27 protein-coding genes are annotated in these 14894 nt (G+C 60.3%); all 27 read right to left on the minus strand.

The genetic code is table 11. From position 1 onward, the window contains the following. Positions 1 to 35: 35 nt before the first annotated feature. Complete coding sequence (locus C7S18_RS16020; protein ID WP_106892520.1) at positions 36 to 536, minus strand: disulfide bond formation protein B; 501 nt, start codon at positions 534 to 536, stop codon at positions 36 to 38. A gap of 986 nt (positions 537 to 1522) precedes the next feature. Next, the gene (gene rplQ / locus C7S18_RS16025) at positions 1523 to 1906 is read right to left on the minus strand and encodes a 50S ribosomal protein L17 (protein WP_106892521.1); all 384 of its coding nucleotides are present in this window, start codon (positions 1904 to 1906) and stop codon (positions 1523 to 1525) included. A gap of 19 nt (positions 1907 to 1925) precedes the next feature. Beyond that, positions 1926 to 2921, minus strand: a complete 996-nt coding sequence (locus C7S18_RS16030; protein ID WP_106892522.1) for a DNA-directed RNA polymerase subunit alpha — start codon at positions 2919 to 2921, stop codon at positions 1926 to 1928. A gap of 19 nt (positions 2922 to 2940) precedes the next feature. Further along, positions 2941 to 3567, minus strand: a complete 627-nt coding sequence (gene rpsD / locus C7S18_RS16035; RefSeq protein WP_106892523.1) for a 30S ribosomal protein S4 — start codon at positions 3565 to 3567, stop codon at positions 2941 to 2943. 10 nt (positions 3568 to 3577) lie between these two features. Further along, entirely contained in the window at positions 3578 to 3979 is a 402-nt protein-coding gene (gene rpsK, locus C7S18_RS16040; protein WP_106892524.1) for a 30S ribosomal protein S11, read from the minus strand. Between the two features lie 20 nt (positions 3980 to 3999). Then, entirely contained in the window at positions 4000 to 4356 is a 357-nt protein-coding gene (gene rpsM / locus C7S18_RS16045) for a 30S ribosomal protein S13 (protein ID WP_106892525.1), read from the minus strand. A 135-nt stretch (positions 4357 to 4491) separates the two neighbouring features. Then, positions 4492 to 5829 carry a preprotein translocase subunit SecY gene (gene secY, locus C7S18_RS16050; RefSeq protein ID WP_106892526.1) on the minus strand — a complete coding sequence of 446 codons (1338 nt, stop codon included), beginning with the start codon at positions 5827 to 5829 and terminating at the stop codon, positions 4492 to 4494. 30 nt (positions 5830 to 5859) lie between these two features. Then, positions 5860 to 6294 carry a 50S ribosomal protein L15 gene (rplO, locus tag C7S18_RS16055; protein ID WP_106892527.1) on the minus strand — a complete coding sequence of 145 codons (435 nt, stop codon included), beginning with the start codon at positions 6292 to 6294 and terminating at the stop codon, positions 5860 to 5862. Positions 6295 to 6306: 12 nt separating this feature from the next. Continuing rightward, on the minus strand, positions 6307 to 6492 hold the full coding sequence (rpmD, locus tag C7S18_RS16060; RefSeq protein ID WP_106892528.1) for a 50S ribosomal protein L30: 186 nt from the start codon (positions 6490 to 6492) through the stop codon (positions 6307 to 6309). Beyond that, positions 6485 to 7000 (minus strand): 30S ribosomal protein S5, encoded by a 516-nt coding sequence (gene rpsE, locus C7S18_RS16065; RefSeq protein WP_106892529.1) that lies wholly within the window; start codon positions 6998 to 7000, stop codon positions 6485 to 6487. The genes rpmD and rpsE overlap by 8 nt, the downstream gene beginning before the upstream one ends. Positions 7001 to 7076: 76 nt before the next feature. After that, the gene (rplR, locus tag C7S18_RS16070) at positions 7077 to 7430 is read right to left on the minus strand and encodes a 50S ribosomal protein L18 (RefSeq protein WP_106892530.1); all 354 of its coding nucleotides are present in this window, start codon (positions 7428 to 7430) and stop codon (positions 7077 to 7079) included. A 24-nt stretch (positions 7431 to 7454) separates the two neighbouring features. Then, complete coding sequence (gene rplF, locus C7S18_RS16075; RefSeq protein ID WP_106892531.1) at positions 7455 to 7979, minus strand: 50S ribosomal protein L6; 525 nt, start codon at positions 7977 to 7979, stop codon at positions 7455 to 7457. 11 nt (positions 7980 to 7990) lie between these two features. Next, the gene (gene rpsH, locus C7S18_RS16080) at positions 7991 to 8386 is read right to left on the minus strand and encodes a 30S ribosomal protein S8 (protein WP_106892532.1); all 396 of its coding nucleotides are present in this window, start codon (positions 8384 to 8386) and stop codon (positions 7991 to 7993) included. Between the two features lie 253 nt (positions 8387 to 8639). Further along, positions 8640 to 8945: a 30S ribosomal protein S14 gene (gene rpsN / locus C7S18_RS16085; RefSeq protein WP_106892533.1), complete on the minus strand. Its 306-nt coding sequence runs from the start codon at positions 8943 to 8945 to the stop codon at positions 8640 to 8642. Positions 8946 to 8964: 19 nt separating this feature from the next. After that, positions 8965 to 9504 carry a 50S ribosomal protein L5 gene (gene rplE / locus C7S18_RS16090; RefSeq protein ID WP_106892534.1) on the minus strand — a complete coding sequence of 180 codons (540 nt, stop codon included), beginning with the start codon at positions 9502 to 9504 and terminating at the stop codon, positions 8965 to 8967. Positions 9505 to 9514: 10 nt separating this feature from the next. Next, entirely contained in the window at positions 9515 to 9841 is a 327-nt protein-coding gene (rplX, locus tag C7S18_RS16095; protein WP_106892535.1) for a 50S ribosomal protein L24, read from the minus strand. A gap of 10 nt (positions 9842 to 9851) precedes the next feature. Then, positions 9852 to 10220, minus strand: a complete 369-nt coding sequence (gene rplN / locus C7S18_RS16100; RefSeq protein ID WP_106892536.1) for a 50S ribosomal protein L14 — start codon at positions 10218 to 10220, stop codon at positions 9852 to 9854. Between the two features lie 12 nt (positions 10221 to 10232). Next, the gene (rpsQ, locus tag C7S18_RS16105) at positions 10233 to 10493 is read right to left on the minus strand and encodes a 30S ribosomal protein S17 (protein ID WP_106892537.1); all 261 of its coding nucleotides are present in this window, start codon (positions 10491 to 10493) and stop codon (positions 10233 to 10235) included. Between the two features lie 10 nt (positions 10494 to 10503). Then, positions 10504 to 10689, minus strand: a complete 186-nt coding sequence (gene rpmC / locus C7S18_RS16110) for a 50S ribosomal protein L29 (protein WP_106892538.1) — start codon at positions 10687 to 10689, stop codon at positions 10504 to 10506. After that, a complete protein-coding gene (rplP, locus tag C7S18_RS16115; protein ID WP_106892539.1) occupies positions 10689 to 11102 on the minus strand; it encodes a 50S ribosomal protein L16 in 414 nt (137 codons plus the stop codon). Before rplP ends, rpmC begins: the two co-directional genes overlap by 1 nt. A gap of 3 nt (positions 11103 to 11105) precedes the next feature. Next, on the minus strand, positions 11106 to 11861 hold the full coding sequence (gene rpsC / locus C7S18_RS16120; RefSeq protein WP_106892540.1) for a 30S ribosomal protein S3: 756 nt from the start codon (positions 11859 to 11861) through the stop codon (positions 11106 to 11108). 12 nt (positions 11862 to 11873) lie between these two features. After that, positions 11874 to 12209, minus strand: a complete 336-nt coding sequence (gene rplV / locus C7S18_RS16125; RefSeq protein WP_106892541.1) for a 50S ribosomal protein L22 — start codon at positions 12207 to 12209, stop codon at positions 11874 to 11876. 11 nt (positions 12210 to 12220) lie between these two features. Beyond that, positions 12221 to 12499 carry a 30S ribosomal protein S19 gene (gene rpsS / locus C7S18_RS16130; protein ID WP_106892542.1) on the minus strand — a complete coding sequence of 93 codons (279 nt, stop codon included), beginning with the start codon at positions 12497 to 12499 and terminating at the stop codon, positions 12221 to 12223. Positions 12500 to 12505: 6 nt separating this feature from the next. Further along, positions 12506 to 13333, minus strand: coding sequence for a 50S ribosomal protein L2 (rplB, locus tag C7S18_RS16135; protein WP_106892543.1), 828 nt, complete (start codon positions 13331 to 13333; stop codon positions 12506 to 12508). Between the two features lie 11 nt (positions 13334 to 13344). Next, positions 13345 to 13641 carry a 50S ribosomal protein L23 gene (gene rplW / locus C7S18_RS16140; RefSeq protein ID WP_106892544.1) on the minus strand — a complete coding sequence of 99 codons (297 nt, stop codon included), beginning with the start codon at positions 13639 to 13641 and terminating at the stop codon, positions 13345 to 13347. After that, entirely contained in the window at positions 13638 to 14240 is a 603-nt protein-coding gene (gene rplD, locus C7S18_RS16145) for a 50S ribosomal protein L4 (RefSeq protein WP_106892545.1), read from the minus strand. Before rplD ends, rplW begins: the two co-directional genes overlap by 4 nt. Positions 14241 to 14249: 9 nt before the next feature. Then, positions 14250 to 14894, minus strand: a complete 645-nt coding sequence (rplC, locus tag C7S18_RS16150; RefSeq protein WP_106892546.1) for a 50S ribosomal protein L3 — start codon at positions 14892 to 14894, stop codon at positions 14250 to 14252.

The following is a 14894-nucleotide window of genomic DNA, read 5'->3' on the forward strand; positions in this document are numbered from 1 at the left end:
GCTTGCGCTGACTTCTATCTTCCTGAGCGGCTTGCTCAGACCTTTCCGGGTGCCTTGAAGGTGGCGTAGAGCGTCCAGCCCAGGAGCCCGATGAAACAGACGAGCGTCCAGGCCGGCATGCTCATGCCAAGGAAGGTCCAATCCACCTTCGCACATTCGCCGGAGCCGTTGAACACCATATCCAGGACTTTCTGTAGCGGAAATGACTTGTACATGTAAGCCAATCCGGGGCCGCAATCCGGGATCTGATCGGGCGGCAGATGCGTCATTCGAACGTGCCACGCGGAGACCGAACCACCGATGATGAGCGCCAGCGACGCCAGCGCTCCGTAGATTTTGCGTCCGAGATTGCGCGGGTTGTGGAGCCCACCAATCAGGAAGAACAACCCCGCGACCATGAACCCGATTCGTTGGAAAATGCAGAGCGGACAAGGATCTATGAACTTGACGTGCTCAACGTACAGGGCATAGCTGAGCAAACCAACACAGACCAGAAAGCCGGTCAGGAACATCAGGCGGAAGGTGGGTTTTGGCATGGCTGAAATCTCATGGGGAATGGTCAATTATGACTGGACCGGTGGGCAACTGGTTCCAGAAAATCATATGAATCGTGCTCCAGAGGCGCTGATCGGAGGGTGCCGCAAGCTAGGCTGCTGGTTGGCGGCCTTGCGGCACACGATGTGTGCATGTTGCTCGAGTCGGTATCACTCAGCGCTCGCGTCTCCCGCAGCAATGCGCCTTCAGTCATCTGTAGGAGTCCAGCCGCCCCTTGGGTGCGCTGACTCGCGCATCAAATGATTGTCCCGAGCCGGAGGTTCCGCTCGGCCTACTCGCCTTTATGCCAGGGATACAGGCTGTGTGAAAACCGTCGGAGTTTGCGGCGCCACTTCAATTACCGTCATCCCGACGAAACAGACCGTGTGGAAACAACGAAGGACTTGTTCGAGTAACCTAGCCGATCGGGTTCGGAAGCGATGATGATCGCAAATAGTGGGTCAGTTTGCCGCGAGCTTGAAACCCACCCCGGATCAAGTCCGGGGTGACGAGAGGTGGATTGGAACTCCTTGGGGAACCGATCCTTTCTAGCGTCTGAAGCAATGACTTTGCCTCGACGGACACTCTCGCGATTCGTCACCCCGGACTTGATCCGGGGTGGGTTTGAAGGTCTTGCAGCCGCACCGAGGCCATGTTGGAGCGCCAAATCTTGTCCTGCCCTAGAGTTTTCACACAGCTTGGAAAGTCGGGATGACGCCAACAGCGGCAGTCGCCTTGCGATGGCGGCAGACGCCATGAACGCAGGCGCCGATTCCAACCCGCCCTTCAAAACCCGTACGTAGGGGCAGACCCCTACGAATTGCGGAGGTTCCGTGGCTGCTGGCAAAACGGATGTGTCGTCGGTGTGCTGCATCTCCAATGAATCGCTGCTCGGGCTTCGTGACTGAACCAAATTCGCGCAACAAAAAACCCCGGCGAGCCGGGGTTTTTTGCTTGGGTCCAAACTGTTGCCAGCTTGGAGACCAACTTAGGCTTCAACGGCCTCAGCGATCTGCGGGCGGTCCACCAGCTCAACAAACGCCATCGGGGCGTTGTCGCCAGCGCGGAAGCCGCACTTCAGGATGCGCAGATACCCACCTGGACGCTCGCGGTAACGCGGGCCGAGGTCGGTAAACAGCTTGCCGACAGCAGCCTTGTCACGAAGACGAGCGAAGGCGAGGCGACGATTCGCGACGCTATCGGTCTTGGCCAGGGTGATCAGCGGCTCGGCCACGCGACGCAGTTCCTTTGCCTTCGGCAAGGTGGTCTTGATGGCTTCGTGCACGATGATCGAGCTCGCCATGTTGCGGAACATCGCTTCACGGTGCGAGCTGGTACGGTTGAGTTTGCGTCCGGATTTCAGGTGGCGCATGACATAGGTTCCTTAGGGCTTAACCCAGCATGCCATGCTGCACACCGGCCGGCGGCCAGTTATCCAGCTTCATGCCAAGCGAAAGGCCGCGCGAGGCGAGCACTTCCTTGATTTCGGTGAGCGACTTCTTACCGAGGTTCGGGGTCTTGAGCAGTTCCACTTCGGTGCGCTGAACCAGATCACCGATGTAGTAGATGCTCTCGGCCTTGAGGCAGTTGGCCGAACGAACCGTCAGCTCCAGATCGTCGATCGGACGCAGCAGGATCGGATCGAAGCCTGCGGCAGCCGGCTTGGCAGCGCTGGTTTCGCGACGGGTGAAGTCGCCAAATACAGACAGCTGGTCGGCCAGGATGTCGGCGGCGCGGCGGACCGCGTCTTCGGCATCGATCGTGCCATTGGTTTCGATATCAAGAATCAGCTTGTCCAGGTCGGTGCGCTGCTCGACGCGGGCGTTGTCCACTTCGAAAGCGACGCGACGGATCGGGCTGAAGCTGGCATCCAGCTGCAGGCGGCCGATCGGGCGCGACTCTTCGTCCGGACGACGGCGCGAGGCCACCGGCTGGTAACCGACGCCGCGGCTGACACGGAGACGCATGGACAAGGTGATGTCCTTGGTCAGGTGGCAGATCACGTGGTCCGGGTTGATCACTTCGACCGAATGGTCGACTTTGATGTCGCCAGCCGTGACGACACCCGGGCCACGCTTGGTCAGCGTCAGCAGGGTTTCGTCATGACCCTGCATGCGCAGCGCCACGTCTTTGAGGTTCAGGAGCACGTCAATGACGTCTTCCTGCAGACCTTCGAGCGTGGTGTACTCATGCAGAACGTTGTCGATTTCGACTTCGGTGATGGCAGCACCCGGGATGGACGAGAGCAACACGCGGCGAAGCGCGTTGCCCAGCGTATGGCCGAAACCGCGTTCAAGCGGCTCGACGAAAACGCGTGCGCGGTTGGCATTCAGCCGTTCGGCTGTAATACCGCGTGCACGCATGACATTGGTTGCAGTGGCAGCCATGGGTTTGGGGGCTCCAGGATTACTTCGAGTACAACTCGACGATAAGGTTCTCGTTGATGTCGGCCGGCAGGTCGCCGCGATCCGGAGCAGCCTTCAGGCTACCCACCATCTTCTTCGCATCCACTTCCACCCAGCCAGGCGTCAGATCCATTTCCTGGTTCAGGGTCAGAGCTTCTTGAATGCGCAGCTGCTTCTTCGCGCGCTCAATGACGGCGACTTCATCGCCAGCCTTGACCTGATAGGACGGAACATTGACCGACTTGCCATTGACCGTGATCGCTTTGTGCGACACGAGCTGGCGAGCGGCAGCGCGGGTTACGGCGTAACCCATGCGATAAACGATATTGTCGAGACGGCATTCCAGAAGACGCAGCAGGTTTTCGCCCGTGGCGCCCTTCAGGTTCGATGCCTTCGAGTAGTACGTGCGGAACTGGCGCTCCAGCAAACCGTACATGCGCTTGACCTTTTGCTTCTCGCGCAACTGCACGGCGTAATCGGACATTTTGCCCTTTTTCGCAGCGCCGTGCTGACCAGGCTTCTGGTCGAGTTTGCACTTCGAATCGATCGCCCGCGCTGGGCTCTTCAGGGACAGATCGGCGCCTTCGCGACGCGCCAACTTACAGGTAGGACCAAGATAACGTGCCATGATGGAATCCTCAGACGCGGCGTTTCTTCGGCGGACGGCAACCGTTGTGCGGGATTGGCGTCACGTCGACAATGTTGGTGATCTTGTAGCCGATCGCGTTCAGAGAACGGACGGTCGACTCGCGACCCGGGCCGGGGCCCTTGATGCGCACTTCGAGGTTCTTCAGGCCGTATTCCTGAGCAGCGCGGCCGGCCTTCTCGGCAGCCACCTGGGCTGCGAATGGGGTCGACTTGCGCGAACCGCGGAAGCCTGCGCCACCAGAGGTAGCCCAGGACAGAGCGTTGCCCTGACGGTCGGTGATCGTCACGATGGTGTTGTTGAACGAGGCTTGCACGTGGGCAATCCCGTCAGTCACCACGCGCTTGATTTTCTTCTTCGGCTTGGCAGCCGCGGCTTGGTTTGGCTTAGCCATGATCGGTCATCCTCGCTCGGTTACTTCTTGATCGCCTTCCGAGGACCCTTGCGTGTGCGCGCATTGGTGCGCGTACGCTGGCCACGGAGCGGCAGACCACGACGGTGACGCAGGCCACGGTAGCAACCGAGATCCTGCAGACGCTTGATGCTGATGCCGACTTCACGGCGCAGGTCGCCTTCGACGGTGAACTTCGCCACTTCTTGGCGGAGTTTGTCGACTTGGGCTTCCGTCAGATCCTTGACCTTCGTCGCCGGGTTCACACCCGCCGAGTCACAGACTTTCTTCGAGCGGGACCGACCGATCCCATAAATACTTTGCAAACCGATCCATGCATGCTTATGGACCGGGATGTTTACACCGGCAATACGCGCCATCGCGTCTTCTCCAAAACTGTTAGCGCAAAAGGGAACTAGCGATTATACACACAAAAGCTCAGCTTGGTAGCAGCGCAGCACACGCTGCCCTGCTCCCAGGCTGACTTCGGCACAGATCCATGTGCCCGGGAGGGGTTACTGGCCCGGTTTGACCGAACCAGCCCTGCCGTAATTCTTCAGATTCGTTTTCTTCAGGAGGCTCTCGTACTGGCTCGAAACCAGGTGCGCCTGGACCTGCGCAGTGAAGTCCATCAGGACCACTACGACGATCAGGAGCGACGTGCCACCAAAGTAGAACGGAACACCGAGCTTGGTCTGCAGCAAGGTCGGCAGCAAACACACTGCAACCAGATACAGGGCACCAATGCCGGTCAAACGGGTCATGACGCCATCGATGTAGTCAGCCGTAGCCTTGCCCGGACGGATACCTGGAATCAGCGCACCCGACTTCTTCAGGTTCTCGGCGGTTTCGGCCGAGTTGAACACCATGGCGGTGTAGAAGAAGGCGAACAGCACGATCAACGCACCGAACACGAACATGTACAGCGGCTCACCCGGGGTCAGCATGTTGCTGATCTCGCGCAGCACGCGCACTTCGGCAAAGGCACTACCCATGTTGGCGATCGTCGCCGGGAACATGATCAGGCTGGATGCGAACACCGCCGGAATCACGCCGGACATGTTGAGCTTCAGTGGCAGATGCGAGCTCTGGTTCTGGTAGGCCCGCGAGCCCCCATTCCGGCGCGCGTAGTTCACCGTTATCCGGCGTTGACCACGCTCGACGAACACCACGAACCAGGTCACGCCCACCACCAGCGCAACAATGAACAGGCCAGTCAGAATATTCATCTGACCGTCGCCCAGCTGCTGCAGCGTGCTGCCCACCGCCGCCGGAATACCCGCAACGATGCCCGCCAGAATGAGCAGCGAGATACCGTTACCCACACCGCGTTCAGTGATTTGCTCGCCGAGCCACATCAGGAACAGCGTTCCGGCAGTCAGGCCAATCACGGTGCTGACTACAAAGAACGTCCCCGGATTGACGACAACCTGCACACCGCCCTGCATGGTTTGAGCCTGCAAAGCCATACCGACACTCAATGACTGGAACACCGCCAAGGCGACCGTCAGCCAGCGCGTACGTTGGGTCAGGATCCGGCGACCGGACTCCCCTTCCTTGCGCAGCGCTTGCCAGCTCGGCAGCATGGTGGCCAGGAGTTGCACGATGATCGACGCAGAAATGTAGGGCACCACGTTCAGGGCAAATACGCTCATGCGTTGCAGCGCGCCACCCGAGAACATGTTGAACAGGTCTAAGACCGTTCCCTTCTGCTGATCCATCAGCTGCATCATGGCGACCGGATCGACACCAGGCACCGGCACGAATGTGCCCATGCGGTAGACGATCAAGGCCCCCAAGACGAACAGCAAACGCTGTTTCAGCTCGGATAGGTTTCCGAACTGCGACAACATGCCTTGCGCGGATTGGTTGTTAGCCACGGATTACTCCAGAGTGCCACCGGCGGCTTCGATTGCAGCCTTGGCGCCAGCCGTTGCTGCAATACCCTTCAGCTTGTAGGCGCGCGTGATCTCGCCTTTCTTGACCACACGAACCTTCTTGGCGCGCGGATCAATCAGGGCGGCATTGCGCAACGCTTCGATATCGACCTGGGTGTCTTTCAGCTGTTCCAGCTGATACAGGCGAATTTCGGCGGTGTTTGCCTTCAGCTTGGAGCGGAAGCCGACCTTCGGCAGACGGCGCTGCAGCGGCATCTGACCGCCTTCGAAGCCGGGCTTGACCTTACCCTTACCGGTACGGGCGTACTGACCCTTGTGACCGCGACCGGCAGTTTTGCCGAGGCCAGAGCCGATACCGCGACCGACGCGGGTGCGCTCACGGCGTGCACCGGGAGCGGATTTGATAGTGTTGAGACGCATGGTGAGTTCTCCTTAGCCTTCCACCGCGACGAGGTAGTTGACCTTATTGATCAGGCCACGCACCTGCGGGGAGTCTTTGAGTTCGCGCACGTCGTTGAGCTTGTTGAGGCCCAGCGCCCTGACGCATTGACGGTGCCGTTCCGGCGTGCTGTTCGGGCTCTTGACGAGACGAACCGTGATCATTTTCGGATTAGCCATTGCTGCCCACCAATTCTTCAAGTTTCTTGCCACGCATCGCGGCGATGTCGCCCGGTGCACGGATGGCTTGCAGGCCCTTGATGGTTGCGCGCACCAGATTGATCGGGTTGCGCGAACCCACGGCCTTGGCCAGCACGTTCTTCACGCCGACCACTTCGAACACCGCGCGCATGGCGCCGCCGGCAATCACGCCGGTACCGTCCGAGGCAGGCTGCATGAACACGCGCGCCGCACCATGGTTCGACTTGATCGCGTAGTGCAGGGTGCCATTCGTCAGCGGCACGCTGACCATGTTCTTGCGGGCGCGGTCCATCGCCTTGGCGATGGCGGCCGGCACTTCGCGGGCCTTGCCATATCCGAGACCGACTTTACCGTCGCCGTCGCCGACAACCGTCAGCGCGGTGAAGCTCATCTGGCGGCCACCTTTGACGGTCTTGGCCACACGATTGACGGCAATCAGCTTCTCTTGCAGGCCGTCGCTGTTTTCGCGTTCGTTGTTGTTGCTCATTGCTCACCTTGAGGACCGAGCGGCGAGCCGCCCGGCTGAGTTGTTTACGGCCTTTGGCCGCTTGGAGTTGTAATAATCAGAACTGCAGGCCGCCTTCACGAGCCGCATCGGCCAGAGCCTTGATGCGACCGTGATAGAGGAAGCCCGAGCGGTCGAATGCGACCTTCTCAATGCCGGCTGCTTTGGCGCGAGCGGCAATGGCCTTGCCCACCGCAGCAGCGGCAGACAGGTTCTTGGTGCCCTTGACACCGTCCATAACGTCCTTCTGGAGCGTGTTGGCGGCGGCAACGACGGTTTCGCCATCAGCAGCGAAAACCTGGGCATACAAATGCTGACTCGTGCGATGCACCGACAGACGCGCCACCGCGAGATTGCGGATGTGCGAACGCGTGGCCTTGGCACGACGAATACGGGATGTTCTCTTTTCCATGGTCTGTCTCCTGCGCTCCGCCGATTAGGCTTTCTTGGCTTCTTTCAGCGTGATCTTCTCGCCAGCGTAACGGACACCCTTGCCCTTGTAAGGCTCTGGCGGACGGAACGCGCGGATCTTGGCGGCGGTCTCACCGACGCGCTGCTTGTCCGCACCCGAAATCAGGATTTCGGTCTGCGTCGGGGCAGCGAGGGTGATGCCTTCCGGGGCCTTGAACACAACCGGGTGCGAGAAGCCCAGGGTCAGATTCAGGTCCTTGCCCGCGAGGGCAGCGCGGTAGCCGACGCCGACCAGCTCAAGCTTGCGCTCATAGCCTGCCGACACACCGGTCACCATGTTGTTCAGCAGCGCACGCAGCGTGCCAGCCATGGCCGTGCTGTCGCCCTGGGCGGTCAGCTGGATCACACCGTTCTCGACCTTGACGTCGACATCGGTCGGACGCGCAATCGAGAGTGCACCCTTCGGGCCTTTCAACGCGACTTTGTCGGCGCTGATCTGGCATTCCACGCCCTTCGGCAGGGCAATTGGTTTCTTCGCAACTCGTGACATCGCAGCGCTCCTTAGGAAACGAGGCAAATCACTTCGCCGCCCAGGCCTTTGGCACGGGCTTGAGCGTCAGTCATGACGCCTGCAGAAGTGGAGATGATGGAAATACCGAGACCGTTCAGCACCTTCGGCAGTTCGTCCTTGCCACGGTATTGACGCAGGCCCGGACGGCTGACGCGCTGAATGCGCTCAATGGCCGGACGGCCCATGTAGTAGCGCAAAGCGATTTCGAGTTCCTTCTTGCCTTCGTTGTCGCGCACGGCGACATCGTTGACATAGCCTTCGTTCTTCAGAACGCTGGCGATAGCGAGTTTGCTGTTCGAAGCCGCCATCTTCACGCTCGCGCGGCCCATTGCCTGGGCGTTGCGAATTCGCGTGAACATGTCGGCGATTGGATCAGTCATGCTCATGGTTGAAGCTCCGTGAGGTAGCACCGATATCCGGCACCAAATTGTGGTTGGGGATTCGGGAGGCCACAGGGCGAGCCCTGCTCCTGCCGACGGGTCCGACCCTTTAGGGGCCGGATTCCGGTTTCGGACGCCTAAACGGCGTTCGAGGGGGTTCTTTTTGCTGGCTGGCAAAGCGCCTGCCGGAAAAACGAACATGGCCGCCAGGGCATAGTGCCCTGACGGCCGGATTTCAAGAGCCAGCTACTATAGCAGATTACCAGCTGGCCTTGCGCAAGCCCGGGACGTCACCACGCATGGTGGCTTCGCGGAGCTTGTTGCGGCAGAGCTTGAACTTGCGATAAACGCCACGCGGACGACCGGAGAGTTCGCAGCGGTTACGCATACGGCTCGGGCTGGCGTCGCGCGGCAGCTTTTGCAGCTTGGCGATGGCTTCCATGCGGTCATCGAAGGAAATCTTCGGGTCCACCGAGATCTTCTTCAGTTCAGCGCGCTTGGCAGCGTACTTCTTGACGGTCTTCGCGCGCTTGACTTCGCGATTCACCATTGACTGTTTTGCCATGTCTCAATTACTCGCGAAATCAGTTACGGAACGGGAAGCTGAAGCCTTCCAGCAGAGCTTTCGCTTCGGCATCGGAACGGGCGGTGGTGGTGATGGCAATGTCCATACCACGGATCGCGTCGATCGCGTCGAAGTTGATTTCTGGGAAGATGATCTGTTCCTTGATACCGAAGTTGTAGTTGCCCTTGCCATCGAAGGCGCGGCCACTGACACCGCGGAAGTCACGGACGCGCGGCAGCGCGATGGTGACGAGGCGGTCGAGGAACTCATACATGCGATGGCTGCGCAGCGTGACCTTGCAGCCGATCGGCCAACCGTCACGGATCTTGAAGGTTGCCACCGACTTTCTGGCCTTGGTCGAAACCGGCTTCTGGCCGGCGATCTTGGTCATGTCGTCGAGGGCGTTCTCAAGAACCTTCTTGTTGGCGGCCGCTTCACCCACACCCATGTTCAGGGTGATTTTGGTGAGCTTCGGCACCTGCATCGGGTTCGTGTAGTTGAAGCGCTGCATCAACTTTGGAACGACGGTTTCTTTGTAGTGCTTTTCAAGGCGGGTCATGGCTGCTACCTCAGACGTCGATCATCTCGCCCGACTTGCGGAATGCGCGAACGCGCACTTGCTTGCCTTCGGAGTTGGTCTTGGTCTTGATGCTGATGCGCTCGCCCTTGCCCGTTGCCGAGTTGAGCATTTGCACATTGGACTGGTGAATCGGCGCTTCGCGCTCGATGATGCCGCCCGGCTGGTTGGCCTGCGGATTCGGCTTGGTGTGACGCTTCACGAGCTTGATGCCCTGAACGAACACATTCTCGCCATCGACGCGGATGACCTCGCCCTTTTGGCCCTTTGCGGAGCCGGCGATTACGACGACTTGGTCGCCTTTACGGATACGTTTCATGTCGGGACCCTCAGAGCACTTCCGGCGCCAGGGACACGATCTTCATGAAGCGCTCGGAACGCAATTCACGCGTTACCGGCCCGAAGATGCGCGTGCCGATCGGCTCGAGCTTGTTGTTGAGCAGCACGGCGGCGTTGCCATCGAAGCGGATCAGCGAACCGTCGGGACGGCGCACACCCTTGCGGGTACGCACGACCACGGCGTCGTAGACTTCGCCCTTCTTGACTTTGCCACGCGGGATAGCGTCTTTGATCGAGACCTTGATGATGTCGCCGATGCCGGCGTAGCGACGCTTGGAGCCGCCCAGCACCTTGATGCACATCAGTTCTTTGGCGCCCGAATTATCGGCGGCGGCCAGGTGGGATTGCATTTGAATCATGGCAATTCTCCCTTAGCCGGCTCGCGCGACGATTTCGACGACGCGCCAGTTTTTGGTCTTGGACAGCGGCGCGCATTCAGCGAGCCGCACGAGATCGCCTTCCTGGCACTCGTTGTTCTCGTCGTGCGCGTGCACCTTGGTGGAACGACGCAGGATCTTGCCGTACAGGTCGTGGGCGGCCTGACGCTCGAGCAGGACGGTGACCGTCTTCTGCATCTTGTTGCTGACAACGCGACCCTGGATCGTGCGCGTCTCTTTTTGATTTTCGCTCATGACGCTGTCCTTACTTCTTCTGACCGAGCACGGTTTTGGCCCGGGCGACGTCCTTGCGGACCCGCTTGATCTGGTGCGTTTGCGTCAGCTGACCGCTGCCACGCTGCATGCGCAGGTTAAACTGCTCCTGACGCAGCTCAGCGATGTGGGCGCTGAGCTCCTGGGCACTCTTGGTTTTTAGTTCTTTGGTTTCCATTAGCGCACCTGGCGAGTCACAAACGTGGTACGGACCGACAGCTTCGCCGCGGCGAGGCGGAATGCCTCACGCGCCGTCGCTTCCGGCACACCTTCCATTTCGTACAGGACGCGACCCGGGGCGATCACTGCCACCCAGAACTCGACGTTACCCTTACCGCTACCCATACGAACTTCAATGGGCTTGCGGGTAATCGGCTTATCCGGAAACACTCGGATCCAGAGCTTGCCGCCGCGCTTGACGAAGCGGGAGATAGTACGACGAGCCGCCTCGATTTGGCGAGCGGTAATGTGGCCGTGGGTGGTGGCCTTCAGCCCGTATTCACCAAAACTGACATTGGCGCCCACTTGGCTGAGACCGCGGTTGCGGCTCTTGTGGACCTTACGGTATTTGGTACGTGAAGGTTGCAACATGGCTTAGGCTCCCTTGCCCGAACGGTCGCCACGATCGCCGCGATCTCCACGATCACGATCCCGATCACCACGGCCGCGGGTCTGCGGTTCGGCGGCTTCGGCCCGTGCAGCTTCCGCAGCAGCGGCGTGCAGGTCGAAGATGTCGCCCTTGTAGATCCAGGTTTTGATGCCAATGATCCCGTAGGTGGTCTTGGCAGTCGCATACCCGTAGTCGATGTCGGCGCGCAGCGTGTGCAGCGGCACGCGACCCTCGCGGTACCACTCGGTACGGGCGATTTCGGCACCGTTCAGACGACCGGCGACGTTCACCTTGATGCCGAGGGCGCCGAGGCGCATGGCGTTGCCCACCGAGCGCTTCATGGCGCGGCGGAACATGATGCGGCGTTCCAGCTGCTGAGCGATCGACTCGGCAACGAGTTGGGCATCGAGTTCCGGCTTACGGACTTCGGTCACATTGATGTGCGTCGGAACGCCCATCAGCTCCGAGATTTCCTTGCGCAGCTTCTCGATGTCCTCACCCTTCTTGCCGATCACCACGCCCGGACGGGCGGTGTGGATCGTCACGCGGGCGGTCTTGGCCGGACGTTCGATGTGAATGCGCGAGATGCCGGCCTGAGCCAGCTTTTCGCGCAGCAGTTCGCGGACCTTGAGGTCGGCGGCCAGGTACTGCGCGTACTCGCGCTTGTTTGCAAACCACTTGGACGTCCAGTCTTTGGAGATGCCCAAGCGAATGCCGGTTGGATGAACTTTATGACCCATCGTATGCCTCGCTTAGCTCTTGGTACCGACGACCACAGTGATGTGGCTGGTGCGCTTCAGGATGCGCGACGCGCGGCCCTTGGCACGGGCGTACAGGCGTTTCAACACCGGACCTTCGTCAACGAAGATCTTGGTGACGCTCAGTTCGTCGATGTCCGCACCCTGGTTGTTTTCCGCATTCGCGATCGCAGAGTGCAGCACCTTGAACACGATGCCTGCAGCTTTCTTGTTGTGAAACTTCAGCACGCTTTCAGCGCGTGCCACCGGCAAGCCGCGAACAAGATCCGCCACCAGGCGGACCTTTTGCGGCGAGATGCGCGCGGTGCGCAGTACAGCTTTCGCTTCCATCGCGGTTCTCCTTACTTGCCAGCGGCTTTCTTATCGCCGCCGTGTGCTTTGAACGTACGGGTCACCGCAAACTCGCCGAGCTTGTGGCCAACCATGTTCTCGTTGACCAGCACCGGGACGTGCGCCTTGCCGTTGTGGACGGCAATGGTCATACCGACCATTTCCGGAATGATCATCGAGCGACGCGACCAGGTCTTGATCGGGCGCTTGCTGTTCGCGGCCGCAGTGGCCTCGACTTTCTTCAGCAGGTGCAGGTCGATGAAGGGACCTTTCTTCAGTGAACGTGCCATGGTCGATTAACCCCTACGATCGCGGACAATGAAGCGCTCAGTGCGCTTGTTCTTACGGGTCTTGTAACCCTTGGTCGGCATGCCCCATGGGGACACCGGATGCGGGTTACCCTGGCCTGCGCGTGCTTCACCACCACCGTGCGGATGGTCAACCGGGTTCATCGCCGCACCGCGAACGGTCGGGCGAATACCACGCCAGCGCTGGGCACCGGCCTTACCGATCTTGCGCAGGTTGTGCTCGTCGTTGCCGACTTCACCGATGGTGGCGCGGCAATCAACTGGCACCTTGCGCATTTCGCCGGAGCGAAGACGCAGCGTGGCGTAACCCATTTCGCGAGCGACGAGCTGGACGGACGCACCGGCCGAGCGGGCCAGCTGCGCACCCTTGCCCGGGCGCAGTTCAATGCAGTGCACCTGCGTACCGACCGGGATGTTCCGGAGCGGCAGCGAGTTACCGACCTTGATCGGCGCATCCTTGCCGGCGATCAGCTGATCACCCACCTTGATGCCCTTCGGCGAGATGATGTAGCGACGTTCCCCGTCGACGTAGCACAGCAGAGCAATGTGAGCCGTGCGGTTCGGATCGTATTCGATCCGTTCCACGCGCGCCGGAATGCCTTCCTTGTCACGCTTGAAATCGACGACGCGATAGTTCTGCTTGTGACCACCGCCCTTGTGACGGGTGGTGATGCGGCCGTAATGGTTACGACCACCGGTCTTGTTCTGCGACTCGGTCAGAGCCGCGAGCGGACCGCCCTTGTGCAAGCCTGGGGTCTTGACGGCCACCATTGAGCGGCGACCGGCAGAGGTTGGCTTAAATGTAATCAGTGCCATGTGTGTGGACCTCAGGGCTTGGCAATGACGTCGATCGACTGGCCGTCGGCAAGGCTGATGTACGCCTTGCGCAGGCCGGCGCGCTGACCGGAACGATTGCGGAACATCTTGTTCTTGCCCTTGACGTTGACGACGTTGACCGCCGTCACAGTGACCTTGAACAGTTCTTCAACCGCTTTCTTGACGTCCGTCTTGGTCGCCGTCTGGGCGACTTCGAAGACATACTGGTTGGCTGCTTCCTGCAGGCGCGCTGTCTTTTCAGAGATCAGCGGCGTGCGGAGCACTTGCAGCAGGCGTTCGTTACTCATGCCAGCCACTCCTCAATTTTCTTCAGGGCGTCAACCGTGACCACGACATGCTCGGCGCGGATCAGATCGACCGGATTCACGCTGGCAGTGTCGAGCACGGCCACGTGCGGCAGGTTGCGCGCAGCCAGGAACAGCGCTTCGGTACCGGTGTCGGTCACGATCAGCGTGCGACCCAGGCCGTAGCCGGCCAACTTGGCGGCGAGCAGCTTGGTCTTGGCAGCCTCGACATCGAACGCGTCGACGACTTTGAGGCGCTCTTGACGGTTCAGCTCGGCCAGGATCGTCGCGACTGCAGCGCGATACATCTTGCGGTTGACCTTTTGCTCAAAGCTCCGCGGACGGGCTGCGAACGCACGACCACCACCGACGAAGATCGGGGCGCGGTAGTCACCGTGACGGGCGCCGCCACCCTTCTGCTTCTTGAACTTCTTGGTCGTACCGGACAAGTCGGAACGCGATTTCTGGGCCTTGGTACCCGCGCGACCGGCATTGCGGTAGGCGGTTACCACCTGGTGCACCAGATCTTCGGTGAACTCACGGCCAAAGATGGCGTCATTCAGAGTCACCGGCTTCTTGCTATCAAGCGTATTGATTTGCATGGCCACTCCTTACTTCGCCTTGGCTGCTGGGCGAACAACGACGTCGCCATTCTTGGCGCCCGGCACTGCTCCCTTGATCGCGATCAGCCCACGTTCGGCGTCAATGCGCACGACCGTCAGGTTGACTGCGGTCTGATTCACCGCACCCATGTGACCCGACATCTTCTTGCCGGGAAACACGCGACCCGGCGTCTGACGCTGGCCGATGGAACCCGGCGAGCGATGCGACAGCGAGTTACCGTGGGTGGCATCACCCATGGTGAAGTGGTGGCGCTTGATCGTGCCCTGGAAGCCCTTACCCTTGGTGACGCCAGCGACATCGACCATCTGACCGACGGCAAACAGCTCGTCGACCTTGATCTCGTTGCCCACCGCGTACTTCGAGATCTCTGCGTCAGCGACGCGGAACTCCCACAGGCCGCGACCCGCCTCGACCTGCGCTTTCGCGTAGTGGCCAGCGGTCGGTTTGTCGATCAGCGAGGCGCGCTTTTTGCCCGCCGTCACTTGGATGGCGGTGTAGCCGTCCGTTTCTTTGGTCTTCACTTGGGTCACGCGGTTCGGCGAGGCTTCAATCAGCGTCACCGGGACCGACTCACCCGCGTCGGTGAAGACGCGTGTCATGCCGCATTTGCGGCCAACTAGTCCGATACTCAT

Source organism: Ahniella affigens, assembly GCF_003015185.1.
Lineage (GTDB): Bacteria > Pseudomonadota > Gammaproteobacteria > Xanthomonadales > Ahniellaceae > Ahniella > Ahniella affigens.